The 14,097-nt window shown below is 52.9% G+C and carries 8 protein-coding genes; 3 read left to right on the forward strand and 5 right to left on the reverse strand.

Annotation, left to right across the window (positions count from 1 at the left end; genetic code table 11):
* On the reverse strand, positions 1–1,503 hold a 1,503-nt coding region (locus tag HMPREF2891_RS04540), incomplete at its 3' end, for a glycerol-3-phosphate dehydrogenase/oxidase (protein WP_070664260.1).
* A gap of 883 nt (positions 1,504–2,386) precedes the next feature.
* Here HMPREF2891_RS04540 and HMPREF2891_RS04545 point away from each other — a divergent pair.
* Both HMPREF2891_RS04545 and HMPREF2891_RS04555 read left to right on the forward strand, forming a co-directional pair.
* On the forward strand, positions 2,387–4,234 hold the full coding sequence (locus tag HMPREF2891_RS04545) for a phosphoenolpyruvate carboxykinase (GTP) (RefSeq protein WP_070664020.1): 1,848 nt from the start codon (positions 2,387–2,389) through the stop codon (positions 4,232–4,234).
* Positions 4,235–4,847: 613 nt separating this feature from the next.
* Positions 4,848–6,038, forward strand: coding sequence for a GIY-YIG nuclease family protein (locus tag HMPREF2891_RS04555; RefSeq protein ID WP_070664022.1), 1,191 nt, complete (start codon positions 4,848–4,850; stop codon positions 6,036–6,038).
* Between the two features lie 11 nt (positions 6,039–6,049).
* Here the strand turns inward: HMPREF2891_RS04555 and HMPREF2891_RS04560 are convergent, their stop codons facing one another.
* On the reverse strand, positions 6,050–7,093 hold the full coding sequence (locus HMPREF2891_RS04560; RefSeq protein ID WP_070664023.1) for a zinc-binding dehydrogenase: 1,044 nt from the start codon (positions 7,091–7,093) through the stop codon (positions 6,050–6,052).
* A gap of 83 nt (positions 7,094–7,176) precedes the next feature.
* Here HMPREF2891_RS04560 and HMPREF2891_RS04565 point away from each other — a divergent pair, with 83 nt between their 5' ends.
* The gene (locus HMPREF2891_RS04565; RefSeq protein ID WP_070664024.1) at positions 7,177–8,859 is read left to right on the forward strand and encodes a dihydroxyacetone kinase family protein; all 1,683 of its coding nucleotides are present in this window, start codon (positions 7,177–7,179) and stop codon (positions 8,857–8,859) included.
* A gap of 69 nt (positions 8,860–8,928) precedes the next feature.
* Here the strand turns inward: HMPREF2891_RS04565 and HMPREF2891_RS04570 are convergent, their stop codons facing one another.
* The 3 genes from HMPREF2891_RS04570 to HMPREF2891_RS04580 form a co-directional block, all read right to left on the reverse strand.
* Positions 8,929–11,958 carry a type I restriction endonuclease subunit R gene (locus HMPREF2891_RS04570; protein ID WP_070664025.1) on the reverse strand — a complete coding sequence of 1,010 codons (3,030 nt, stop codon included), beginning with the start codon at positions 11,956–11,958 and terminating at the stop codon, positions 8,929–8,931.
* Positions 11,959–11,960: 2 nt separating this feature from the next.
* On the reverse strand, positions 11,961–13,178 hold the full coding sequence (locus tag HMPREF2891_RS04575; protein ID WP_070664026.1) for a restriction endonuclease subunit S: 1,218 nt from the start codon (positions 13,176–13,178) through the stop codon (positions 11,961–11,963).
* Positions 13,175–14,097 (reverse strand): type I restriction-modification system subunit M (locus HMPREF2891_RS04580; protein WP_070664027.1); only part of this gene is annotated, 923 nt, incomplete at its 5' end. The genes HMPREF2891_RS04580 and HMPREF2891_RS04575, both read right to left, overlap by 4 nt.

Raw genomic sequence — 14,097 nt, forward strand, 5'->3', positions numbered from 1 at the left:
GGTGCGGCGCGCCAGTAAGTCTTCCACATGCAAAGCACCCTCATGCAAAACACCGAACGCTATTTCTGCGCGCAGATACTCTTCAGCGCCCTTAAGCTCCTTCCCCAAAGAAGGATCTTTCTCAATCAATTTGAAAATCAGCTTAATGTCACTTCCGTACCTGTTTAACAGATCTTCTACGTGATCCACGCTCAAACCGTTTTTCTTTGCCAGCGCCTCACGCTGTTCCCACATAGCTTCATAGTCAACAGCTCCAGAAAGCGGAGTGCTTCTGGTAACGCACGATATTCGCTTAGCCAGCTCCTTACCCAAGGCAAAATCAACAGCATCTTCAGCCATCTGCCTGTAACTCGTAAGCTTCCCACCTGCTATAACAGTGAGCCCCGGAGCGGCTTCAGTAACTGTGTGCTCCCTGGAAACCTTGGTTGACTTGGCCTTATCTCCGTCCAAAGTTCCTGGCTGCAACAAAGGCCGTAGCCCAGCGAAAGCCCCAATGATGTCATCACGTGTTAGCGGGTTAGCCAGCACCGAGTTCGCATGCTCAAGCAAATAATCAATATCCTCAGAATCAGGTACCGGTTCCAACCTGTTTTCATGGTATTTGGTATCAGTAGTTCCTATAACCCAATAACGCTTCCACGGGATTATAAACAACACAGACTTCTCTGTGCGCAAGAATAAACCAACTTTGGAATCAATCTTTTCCTTCGGCACAACAATATGAATGCCCTTGGAGGCCAAAACTTTCAAGCCACCCGTAGAACCGGAAAGAGACTGCGTTTTCTCAGTCCAAACCCCCGTTGCGTTAATGATGGATTTTGCCTTAACCACATGTTCAGCGCCTGTTTCCATGTCACGAAGTTTGGCGCCAACCACCTTGTTTCCATCCTTGAGCATTTCAACAACCTGGGTACGATTCGCAGCCAAAGCGCCAAACTGAGCGGCCGTGCGAACCAGATTCACCACCAGACGGGCGTCATCCACCCTGGCATCGTAGTAAACCAAAGAGCCAATAAGTGCGTCTTTTTTCAACGCAGGCGCAAGCTCCAATGACCCTTTCTTCGAGTAGTGCTTTTGAATGGGCACTGAACCCCTATGTGCAAACTGTGCGATGGCATCATACATTCCCACCCCAACAGCCGAATAAGCCCGCTCTATTACGCGCATTTTTATGGGCCACAAAAAAGGCTGTGCTTTCACCAAATGCGGAGCCGTGTGGGTAAGCAATAAGCCACGTTCCCTCAAAGACTCAGCAACCAAGGCAAAATTAAGTTGATAAAGGTATCGCAGACCACCGTGCACCAGCTTTGAAGATCGCGACGAAGTGCCGGAGGCCCAGTCTTGCGCCTCGACTATACCGACTCGCAAACCACGGCTTGCCGCATCCAGTGCGATCCCCGCTCCCGTAACACCTCCGCCAATCACTAAAATATCAAGCGGCTTTTCTTCCATATCGCGTAACGCCTCTTCGCGCTTGCTTGGCGATAACTGCGTTGTGAACATCATAGCTCCATTCGTATTAGTTGATTTAGAGCAACCGAAGCGGCCCTAAGGTTAGGCTAACCTAAGTGGGTGCTAATGGTCATCGCATTTGAACATTTTTTCACCGGCCTCTCGCCTTAGGACATAAAATCACGTATTTAACCCGTGAAAAATAACCCGGCCTTAAAATAAGTAGAAAGAATTGTGCCCTTTGAAAACTCCCCAGGCCCGCTAAAAGCCCTAAAACAGTAAATCCTTTGTTGGTTCCAACAAACAAGCAATCTTCGAATGGGGAGCAAAAACCTTAATCCTGCCTCCGCTCACCAGCGCAGGAATACTACTGACTGTGACGATCGTACTGACCGCAGTATCCCTTTCGACAAGTCGAAAGATCATGGCAGGTAAAGAATTCTAAGTTTTTAGAGCCCGATTTTGCATCCAAAGTTAGCGCCCTGCGTTCTTTTCAAAGCCTCACCGTGATTTCTTTCCCGGACTTATCTGTCCAGAGCAAGGTGCTTGTAAGGTGAATGACGGTGGGACCGTAGTGTTCATAGTTGATTTAGCATTCAAGCCCAAGCCAGAGTCTCCTGAAGAGTCACCAGTTGAGTAGCCAACATCTGAGGATGTCTACTTCTCCTTCTGGTGATGGTGATGGCTCGTCTAAGTCGTCAGCTACGCCAAAGGCTCAGCACGGTCACAATGGGCTAGTCAGGACAGGTTCAGCCTTGCCCCGGTTGAGTTGCGCCTGGTTGATGTTGGTGGAGCTAGTGAAACTCCTTACAAGCCAAGAATTATCCCGATGTAAAACCATAATTATTCCAGGTAGGACTTAAATCCAAGTCGCTTCAAAAATTTCGGGTAGACTAACAATATTGTTGGGACTACCGAAATTAGGAGTATAAATATGGATAAGATTGCCAAGATCCTCAGCAATGCCGGACTGGAAAACCCCGCAGTAGCTGAGTACGTAGCGTACTGGGCCGGAATTACCGAACCCGCTGCCATCGAAGTCATTTCCGCAAAGGATGACGACCGGCTCATCACTGAGGGCTTAACCACCGGTGAAATTGCACCTGCGGGCGATGGACTCTACTACTCCCGCTCCTACTACAAGGACACGGCGCGCAGCGAGGAACGCACCGTCGTCGCCACCCACAATCCGCAAGAAGCCGGAATCTACAACAACTGGCACGACGCCACGGAAGTAACTGCCCGGCAGCTGGAAAGTATGAAGGGCGCCTCCCGGGGTAAAACCATGTACGTGGTGCCCTACTTGATGGCACCGCCGAAATCGCCGCTAGAAAAGTGGGCTCGCGGGGTGGAACTTACCGACAACCTCACAGTGGTTCTTCACATGATCCGCATGGCCCGGGTTGGTGTAGAACATCTGAACAATTTAAAAAATCCGGCAGAATTCGTGCGCGCAGTGCACGTGACCGGCGACCTGGAGAACTTGGGTCAGGGCACCGATAAGGACAAGCGCCTGTTTGCCACGGTAGCCGACGAACGCACAATTTTGCACTTCGGTTCCTCCTACGGCGGCAACGCGCTACTCGGGAAGATCGCCCACGGTCTGCGCCAAGCCTCTTACGACGGCTGGGCTTCCGGGGAATTCCTTTCCGAACAGTTCATGCTGATCGGGATCAAGGATAAGTTCGAGGATCGTACCTACTACGTGTGCGGCGGCTTCCCCTCAGCTTCCGGTAAAACCAATCTCGCTATGATGCTAGCTCCCGACGCTTTGGGTGAGCGCTACGAAGTTTACTTCTACGGCGATGACATCGTGTGGCTGCACGTTGGCGAAGACGGCAAGCTTTACGGCATGAACCCAGAATACGGCGCGTTCGGCGTGGCAAAGGACACTAACTGGCAGTCTAATCCCACCGCCATGGACGCCATCAAAGAAGGCTCTAAGACGCTCTTCACCAACGTCGCTTACAACCCTGAAACCCAAGAACTGTGGTGGGAAGGTAAGACCCCGGATCACCCGGAAGATGTTACCGACTGGCTGGATTGGAAGGGCGAAAAGATTTCCGACCGCCCGGCCGATCGGCAGCGTTCCGAGGCCAAAGGCGACGAGTGGGCACACCCCAATTCTCGCTTCACCACGTCTTTGGATAACGTGCCCAACGTGGCCCCCGACTACGAAGAACCGCAAGGGGTGCCAATCGACGCCATCATCTTTGGCGGGCGAGTAAAGGACCGGGAGCCGCTTATCCGGGCAATCACCGACCTGACTGAGGGCGTTTACGACGGTTTGACCCTGGGCGCCCAGGCTACTTTCGCGGCTGAGGGCAAGGAGGGCGTGCTGCGTTACGATCCGATGTCGATGCGCCCCTTCATGTCCTACCCCGAAGGGGACTATGCGGCCCACTGGTTGAAGATAATTGGTTCCGCGAAGGAACAGCCCATTTTTGCGCACGTTAACTGGTTCCAACGCGATCCGGAAGACGGCCACTTCCTCTGGCCTGGCTACCGCGATAATCTGCGGGCGCTGCTTTGGTTGCTAGATGTTAAGGAAGGACGCGCTGAGGGCGTACAAACGCCGGTAGGTATTTTGCCGAAGAAGGAAGAGCTGAATCTGGATGGTTTCGAAGGTGACGACGCCGATATGGATAAGCTTCTTTCTATAGACACTGAACTGTGGAAGAAGGAGATGGGCTACCGCCGCGAACACCTTGCACAGTTCAAGAATCTTCCCGAGCAGATCTGGGCTGCGCACGAGCGCATAGAGCAGGCGTTTAACGCCTAAACGGCCACCTGGTTTTGTACTAGCGACGGGTGGATTTTCTTCAGGCGGGTTAATTCCTGCGGGTGGCTAAGGCTCCTGTTGGGATTAACCCGCCACTTTTGTGATAGTCCACCCTAAACGGATATTTCGTTTAACTAACTTTTAGCGAGTACGCCAGTTTCACGGCAGCTACCGCCCGATTGCTGCCCATAGCGTTGTGGGCATGAGGGTTCTTCATAGCCGTGTAGAGTGCCGCAAGTGCCTCTCTTTCGGTGATTAATTTGCATTCATACATATACGCGCGGTCAGGCGATGTCGAATGCCAGACCTTCTGGCCCTTAACCTTCACCGATGCATGGAGAATTGACTGCAGCTGTGCAAACCGTCCTCAGAAATGCTGAAGCTGTTTTGCATAACGCTATTGACCAACAGCTGCAAGCCTGGAACCACGCGCAAAATCCAGGAACAGACAGTTGGTTATTACAAGTTTTCGTGAGTGGTTTTCTGTGAAGTGCGGCAATCGCGCAATATTTAAGCAGGTTTTGAGACCTGCTTGGCGGGTTGCAATTGTGGGTATAGTGCTTTCAAATGCTGGAGTTGTTTGGTTTCTCTAGCGTCGTAGAGGTGGAACAAGATGGATCGCAATTCTCAAAGTGCTTCGCGCACGCCTTTGGATGAACTTGAAACGATGTCGGTTGCCAAGATTGGTGCGGGCGCGAATGAGGTGCCCTCTGAACTCAAATACGCGCGGTTTCCAGTGGGAGAGCTGGATTCCGTATCAGCCCTTATCCCGCATAACCGGCGAGGAATTTACGTGCTCGAGTTTTCTAACGGCGAGTTCTATGTTGGTCAGGCAAAGAATGTGGTGACGCGTTTTGCTCAGCATCGGCACGGTAACACTAATCATGTGGATCCGTGGACTGATGTGGAGAAACTTTGGTTCATGCCGGTGCCAGAATCAATGAGCTTGGATTCGATTGAATATCAAGAGATCCAACGATTCCGGGCAAGCGGTAGACGTTTGCGTAACCGTATGTTGAATGTTGGGCATGACCAGCCGTCTGGGTTGGATTTGGTGATTCCGGTTGAGGATCAGCAGGCGTGGGCGCTCGGTGATGGCCCTTATGATTTGCGAGGGGCACAGCAACGTTTGGAAAGTTTTGAGAGCGAACCCACGAAGTTCGCAAGGCTAGTTCCCAAGGAGTACCAAGAGCCGATTTTGCGCGATATTGCTTTTGCGTTGAAGGAGCTGGTTCCAAGTGCGGTTGAGCTTGAGGGGCAGTACTGGACTCTTACGGATTGCCCAAGCACAAGTGGAGGCCGTTGGGCTACGTTGAGTACGGGCTTTATTGAGCTTTTGTTCTTCCCTCGCGCTTGTGAGTTTCCAGATGCGAAGGCGGAAAAGTTGGAACTAATGGAGGGTGTCGGTTGGTTGAATACAGTTCCAGGAACTGTTTTGCCAGGCAGGACAAAAGATTATTGGGGATTTGAGTATGAGTCTTCGTATGGAGGGTTCTTGGATGCTTGGGCGTTTACCTTTACGTATCCGTCAGCGGAGTCGGATGCGATTAACTACGCGGTAGGAGACCTCGAACAGTTTTGTAATCAATATCCCGAGGTTCTTGACGGAGCTAGAAAATTCGCGTTGCAAGCTATGCGGCAAAATACTTCAGGAATGTCAAGCGCTGGCATTCTAAGCCGCTGGTTCGTGCTGTTTATCAGTACGCGATTAATTAACAAAGTGGAGATTCGAGGGACAGCTAGCGCAGCGCTACTTATCTGGAGATGTTTCATGGGGCCAGCTCGCGTTGAACTGGCCCCATAAAAACTGCCGGTCTAGTCCGGGATTACTGCTACTTTTACGCCGATGCGGTCGCGGAGGGCGGTGTAGGCAGAATGTACGTCACTGAGTGCAAACTCGTGGGTCACAATCGCGTCCACGTCGATCACGCCATCTTGTAGTAGCTCAATGGCTTTGGCTACGTCGCGCCGGCGAGCGTTCGAACCTCCCGTGACCTGCAGTTCCTTGTAGTGAATCAGGTTTGGTTCCATTGTGGAGGTTGAGCCCTTCGGGAAGCCCGCAAAGTAGTTCACACGGCCCCCGTCAGCGGCTATTTCTAGCGCCTGGTTGGCAAGTTCCGGCACGCCAATACATACGATGACTACGTCAGCGCCGCGCCCTGCCGTCACGTCATTAACGGTTTGAACGAGGTCGTCAGAATGAACCGCAGTGACGCCCAGCTTGGTAGCGATTTCACGCCGGCCTGCGCCGCGGTTAGAAACGATCACGTTTGCCGCACCCGCGTGCATAGCTAGTTGCGCGTGCAAGAGGCCAATGGGGCCGGCGCCCATGATGACCACGGTGTCGGCCTGGTTGATACCGAAGTTGGCGATGCCGTTCAGGCAGCAGGAAACCGGTTCGGCAAGGCATAGAGCTTTAGGGGAGAGTTCTTTCGCAACGGGAAAAAGGTTACCGCGCGCAACCACGTTGGCGGGAACCAGCATGTATTCTTGCAGGCCGCCGTCGTAACCGTAGCCGAACAGCTCAAGGTTTTCACAAAGGTGTTCGCGGTCGTGCAAGCAGTTTCGGCAGGCACCGCAGGAAACAACGATAGAGACGGTGGCCTGTTGCCCCACCTTCAGGTCCGGGTAATAGGCGTTTACGCCTTCGCCGATTTCGTGTACGCGGCCGGCGATTTCGTGTCCGGGAACAACACCAGGGCGAACGCCCGCAGTTTTTGCGCCGGTGTAGAGCCGGTAGTCGGTACCGCAAAGGGTGTTGGCTTCGATCTTTAGAACAACTTCGCCCGGGCCGGCTATGGGAACGTCTTTTTCGGTTAGTTGTAGGTCTTGAGGGGCGTTGAGAACGGCAGCTCGCATTGATCTTTTCCTAACGTCTGGCGTGTTACTTACAACACAGTTTAGTATAAGGGGCGTCAGTAGTCATTCGAGGAGGAATACAGATGACACGTCTAGTTAATAACCCCGAGGAGTTCCCAGCCGAATCTATTGAGGGCTTTGCTGACGCGTTCAGCAACTGGGTTAAACCTGTTTATGGCGGTGTGGTGCGCAGTACTAAAACCCCGGACGGCAAGGTTGCCATCGTAGTTGGTGGAGGTAGTGGCCACTACCCGGCGTTTGCTGGTTGGGTTGGCCCGGGCATGGCTGATGGCGCTGTGGCCGGCAATATTTTCTCGTCCCCTTCGGGAGCCCAAGCGTATTCGGTGGCGAAGGCTGCTGAGCGTGGCGGCGGTGTGCTGATTGGGTTTGGTAACTATGCGGGTGACGTCCTGCATTTCGGTCAAGCAGTTGAGCGTTTGCGCAGTGAGGGCATTGATGCTCGCACCCTGGTAGTTACAGATGATGTGGCCTCGGCTAGTGAAGAGGACCATCTGAAGCGTCGCGGTATTGCTGGCGACCTGCCCACGTTCAAGATCGCGGGCGCAGCGGCGGAGGCCGGCTTGGATATTGATGAGGTTGTGCGCGTTTTTGATAAGGCAAATGATCGCACGCGTTCGTTTGGCGTGGCGTTTAGCGGCTGTACGCTACCGGGCGCGAAGGAACCGCTGTTCCACCTGGAGCCGGGCCGTATGGGCGTTGGCATGGGTATTCACGGCGAGCCGGGTGTGCGTGAGGACGAGATCGGCACGTCGGATGAAATTGCGCAGCTCCTGGTTGACGGCTTGATTAATGAGCGTCCGGAGGGCTCGGATAACCGCGTTGTAGCGATTGTGAACGGCCTGGGCGATACCAAGTATGAGGAGATGTTCGTCCTGTGGAGGGACATCGCAAAGCGTCTTCGCGCAGCCGGTCTTGAGCTGGTTGGTAAGGAAGTTGGCGAGTTTGTGACCTCCCTCGATATGGCTGGCGTGTCCCTAACGCTGGTGTGGGTTGATGATGAACTGCTCAAGTTCTGGCAGGCGCCGGCGGATACGCCTGCTTTCCGAGTGGGCAATATGGCTCCGGCAGAAGTCGATGACCGCCAGCTGAATGTGACCGCAGAGGAGGTTCGCGTTGAGCAGCCTGGTAGTGAGGCGTCGCAGAAGCTGGCTGGTGAGGTTGTGAGCGTTTTGGAGCGGATCGCTGATTTGCTTCATGAGAAGGAGCCGGAGCTGGGCAAGATTGACGCGGTTGCGGGCGATGGTGACCACGGTATTGGTATGGCTCGCGGGTCGAAGGCGGCTGTGGAGACGGCTCGCCGTTTGGCTGGTGAGGGCGGTGGCGCGGCCACTGTGCTTGCGGGTGCGGGTGATTCTTGGTCCGCTTCTGCGGGCGGCACGTCGGGTGCCCTGTGGGGTGCGCTGTTGACGGCTTTTGGCCGCGTGCTTGGTGATGAGGCTGGGGATGCGAACTTGGCTGAAGCGGCGGCTGCGGGTCTTGAAGCGGTGACTCGTTTGGGTGGCGCTCACGTGGGCGACAAGACTATGGTCGACGCATTTGTTCCTGCCGTTCGGGCTTTGCAGGAGCAGGGCGACTGGCGTGCAGCTACGGACGCTGCTCGTAAGGGCGCTGAGTCCACTAAGGATTTGGTGGCGAAGGTTGGTAGGGCTCGCCCGCTGGGGGAGAAGAGCCTCGGAACGCCAGATGCGGGCGCAACCTCTCTGGCAATGATCTTCGAGGTAATCACCGACTACTTGGAGAAGTAGATCATCGCTCTATAGGGCGATGGACGTTGAGGGTGTGGCCGCTGGATTTACAGCGGCCACACCGTTCTCTCAGTCCTCAAAGTCGTTGCGTAGGAGCGGGCGGAAGCGGTCCACAAACTCTTGCAGTTTGGCATAGACGCGTTGCATGGTTTCTCCGCGCGCGTTGTCGGGACGGAAGCGGGAGATGGGCGGCAGGACGCTTGCCACGGATTGTCCCGCGGTGGGCACGTGACCAGAGCGTAGCGCGTTTGAAATCAACTGTTCGGCCTTGTCTCGGTTGAGCCGCTCCTCGTTGATGATTGCGGTTAACTCTTCTTCACGCTTGCCGTTTACGTACTCGCGCCACTCATCTTGCACGCTGGTGTTGATAGACACGGTATCTACGAACTCTTCAATGAGCTTGCGCTTTGGACGCAGGGAGGGTGAGGAAGATAGTGCTCTGTCAATCTTCGCGCGTATCTCTTTGTCTTCGCTGTCTGTGCCGGCTTCGTGGCGTTGCTCAACGAGCATGAGGATGTAATCCACGTTGATTTCAACCTGTTTAACAAGCTCGATTTCAAACAGCACGTCTTGGCGAATGTCTTCACGGTCGCTATCTGTGCGTGGCTTCCACTGGTCGTATAGGTCCATGTAGCGTGACTTGTAGTCCTGCAGTTCGCGCTCGCTGAACTGGTTGTCACCTTCAAAGTCATCGAATGAGGAGAGTATGTTTTGCAGTCGCAGCACTGCGCCGAATATGTTGATGAATTCTTTTTGCGCGGTCTCACTTGCGGGTATGGGACTTGTGGGGTCGGCGTAAACCTTGCGCAGCTCGTCTAGCTTGGCCTGGTACTCGTCCAGATACTCCTGGTAGGGGCGCAACATGACGATGCCGGATGCGTCTTTGTTGCCAAAAAGTGCGATGGCGTCTTGCGTTTGCTGCTCAAGGTTTCTAAACGAAACGATGTTTCCGTATGTTTTGACGGTGTTGAGGATGCGGTTTGTACGCGAGTAGGCCTGGATGAGGCCGTGTGAGCGCAGATTCTTGTCCACGAACAGCGTGTTTAGAGTGGGGGCGTCGAAGCCAGTTAGGAACATGTTGACCACGATAACGAGGTCGAGCTCGCGGTCTTTGAGCTGTTTCGATAGGTGTTCGTAGTAGTCCTGGAAGCTGGAGCCGGAGGTGTCGAAGTTGGTTGAGAACATGTCGTTGTAATCGTTGATTACGTCCTCAAGGTATCCGCGGTCCGATTCGGATAGTTTCTCGGCATCGAAGCTTTCATCTTCGATGATCCCATCTTCTGGTTGGTCGTTTGCTCCGTAGGAGTAGATCATGCCGATCTTGAGCTTTTTCGCCTCGGGCACGTTCAACTGTAGTTTGCTGAACATGCCGTAGTAGGCGCGGGCTGCTTCGATAGAGGAAGTGGCAAAGAGGGCGTTGAATCCTTGTTTGCGTTTGCCACCCACCATGTAAACGGAGTTTCGTTTCGTTTTCTGGTCAAAGTGGTCGAGGATGTATTGCGCTACTTGCCGGATGCGTTCGGGGTGCATCATGGCGCTTTCCACGTCGATGGCGCGCACGTCCTTATCTTTGAAGCTACCTTCTTCGATAGTGTTGATGTAGTCGATGCGGAAGGGCAACACGTTTTTGTCGGTGATGGCGTCCACGATCGTGTAGGTGTGGAGTTTTTCGCCGAACGCTTGCGCCGTGGTTTTGAGGTTTACGTGTTTTCCAGAGCCCGCGTTTTCGGCGAATATGGGTGTTCCGGTGAATCCGAAGAGGTTGTATTTCTTGAAGGCTCGTTTGATGGCTACGTGCATGTAACCAAATTGGGAGCGGTGGCATTCGTCGAAGATGAGGACTACGTGTCCGTTGTATACGGTGTGGCCCTGGTTGGCTTTGATGAATGTTGCAAGTTTTTGAATGGTGGTGACGATGATTTTCTTGGCTGGATCAGCGCTTTCAAGTTGTCGTTTGAGTTGTGCGGTTGACGTGTTGCCGTTGGCCGCGCCTTTTTGGAAGCGGTCGTATTCGAGTTTGGTTTGATAGTCGAGGTCTTTGCGGTCTACTACGAAGAGTACTTTTTCAACGCCTTCAACTTTGGTGGCTAGTTGAGCGGTTTTGAATGAGGTGAGGGTTTTGCCCGATCCGGTGGTGTGCCAAATGTAGCCTCCGGCTGCTGTGGTGCCGAGTGTGCCTGCATTGGTGGAGGTGAGTATGCGGGTGAGGATTCGTTCGGTGGCCACGATTTGGTAGGGCCGCATTACTAGCAGTTGGCGGTTTTCGGTGTAGACGCAGTACTTGGTGAGGATGTTGAGGATGGTGCGTTTGGCGAAGAATGTTTTTGCAAAGGCGATGAGGTCTTCGATGGGCTGGTTTTGCGCGTCGGCCCAGTAGGAGGTGAAGACGAATGATTTTTTGTCTTTTTTGTTGGTTTCGTTGACGTGGGCTAGGCGCGTGGTGTTGGAGTAGTACTTGGTGCTGGTGCCGTTGGAGATGACGAAGATTTGGGCGTAGTCGAATAGGGCTGCGCCGGTGCTGAAGCTTTCGTCGCGGTAGCGGTTGATTTGGTTGAAGGCTTCGCGTAGGGGTACGCCGCGTCGTTTTAGTTCAATGTGTGCCAGGGGGAGTCCGTTGACGAGGATGGTGACGTCGTACCTGTTGGAGTGTTTCGCTCCGTCTGCCTTGTCTACGGCGTATTGGTTGATGACTTGTAGGTGGTTGTTGTGAATGTTGTCTTTGTCGATCAGGCGAATGTTTTTGGTGGTGCCGTCTTCGCGTTCGAGTAGTTGGATGTGGTCTTCTTGGATACGTGTGGTTTTGTCTTCTACAGTGTCGCTGGAGTTGGCGATGTTGGTTTTGTAGAAGCGGTTCCACTCGGCGTCGGTGAACTCGACGTCGTTGAGTTTTGAGAGTTGGGCGCGCAGGTTAGTTTCGAGGTGTTGTTCGTCTCGAATATCAGCGTATTCGTAGCCTTGTGCTTGTAACTGGTGGATGAATTCGGCTTCTAGTTGAGCTTCGGACTGGTAGCCACTGGCATCATTGCCTTCAGGCACGTACTCGGCCACGACGGTTGATTGGGATGACAGGGCTACGGGGTCAAACTTGCGTGTCTCCACAGTTAGGAAGCTTTCTCTTTGAACGTCAGCAACTTATCTCGATAGTACTCATACTGCTTACGCCGAGCCTCAATCTCAGCCGGCAAACCAGAAGAAATATCGTTGACAAGTGTTTGGAAGTGGTTGAGGATTTCGACTGTCCGCAGTTGATGATCGATCGGCGGAATCACGAGGTTGTACCTCAGAATCGCTTTCTTATCTCCACGCGGCATTTTTGATCCCTTGGAATTAGCGATGTTGAAGTGAAAGAAATTTTCCGAGGAGAGCAGGTAATAAAAGTATTCATCCAGAAGCTCACTTTGAAAAGCTTCTTTAATTCGGAGTACTAGAACATCGCCACTCGCCCCGCCTGTATTACTTGCCAACCATATTTTTCGCAGGTAGGGGCGAATATTGCCGATTAGGATATCCCCTTCGGCATATTTAGTTAGCGTCGCCGTATTGGGCGCGTATTCTGCGGCTTTTTTACCTCGTTTTTCTGGTAGGAGATTATCGACTCCAACGAAGTGGTTCTCGTCTAACAGAACGGAATCGACCCGTTCTTTTGAGTAGGCTGCAACTGTGCCAAGAGGCAAGGTTCGTGATTCGTTACTCGAATCTATCAATAAGTGATGGTAGTACTCGTATTGTTTTTTCCTAGCTTCCAGCTCCGCTTCCAGCTCCGCTTCCAGCTCCGCTTCCAGCTCTGTAAATGCATCAAGAATCCGAACAATCTCGCGCTGAACTTCCAATGGGGGAACAGGAAATCGAAACTTTTTAAAACGATCCATGCGTACTGAAGGAAAGCTAGATTCGGAGACATTTTTCTTGCACAAGTCGCCAAGTACAAAACTGTAATAGAACACGAATTTGGGGATTAACTTATCCGTGAAGTCTGCACGCAAGCTCAAGCATGTAAAACGTTGGTTGGTCATTGCATCAACTAAAATCAGGGCGTGTTCGCCGATGGTAGCGGACGTAGCCATGATTACGGAATTCGCTGGGAATAGGTTCCCACCCTTCACCGCTTCCGGTGTGATGTGTTGAATAGAGTCCGTTAATAAGCGCCCATTCTCTCTAATGTCCTCCATACGGAACCACGGAATTGACCCGTTATTCCAGTACTCTCGTTTCGACTTTGATGGCGTGTAGCCATTACGTAAGAGAAAAACTTCTTCGAGAGGAAAAAACTCCACCCCGTCTGGGCATAGTTCTTCAATCAGGTCATCGATGCGGCTCATTTGGTGGCCTCCAGGTCGGTTACGATCTGGTCGATCTGTGCGCGTAGTTCCTGCTGGCGGGCCACGATCTTCACCAGGTTGGCGTTCAGCTCCTCAATGTTGATGACTTCGCGAGTGTCCTCCGGCTCAACATAGGAAGACACCGAGAGGTTGTAGTCGTTCTCCGCAACCTCCTCATACTTCACCAGGCGTGCGAAATGATCCACGTCCTTACGGGCCGTGAACGCCTCTAGGATCTTCTCGCGATGCTCATCCAAAAGCTGATTCTTAGTGCTACGACGCTCAAACTCGGCGGAAGCATCAATAAATAGAATAGAAGGATCCTGCTTAGACTTCTTCAACACCATGATGCACGTGGAAATCGTTGTGCCAAAGAACAAATCCGAAGGCAGCTGAATAATCGCATCCACAAAGTTGTTATCCACCAGGTACTTACGGATCTTGCCCTCAGCGCCTCCGCGGTACAGGACACCCGGGAACGTAACAATCGCTGCAACGCCGTCCTCTGCAAGCCAATGCAAAATATGCATCGTGAACGCCAGGTCCGCTTTTGACGGGGGAGCCAGTACGCCCGCCGGAGCGAAACGCTCATCATTTACCAAAATCGCAGAATTCTTCCCCTCCCACCTCGTGGAATACGGAGGGTTAGACACGATCGCTTCAAACGGCTCATCATCCCAATGCTTCGGATCAGTAAGAGTATCGCCCAGAGCAATACTGAAGTCCTCAAACCCGACGCCGTGCAAGAACATGTTGATGCGCGCAAGGTTGTAAGTGGTTAGGTTGATCTCCTGGCCAAAGTAGCCGCGATCAATATTTTCTTGCCCGATAATCTTGGCAAACCGAAGCAGAAGCGAACCAGAACCACAAGCTGGGTCATACACACCGTTCACCTTGGTTTTACCCACCAAAGTTAGGC

Origin of the sequence: Actinomyces sp. HMSC065F11 (assembly GCF_001813085.1) — a bacterium.
Classification (GTDB): domain Bacteria; phylum Actinomycetota; class Actinomycetes; order Actinomycetales; family Actinomycetaceae; genus Gleimia; species Gleimia europaea.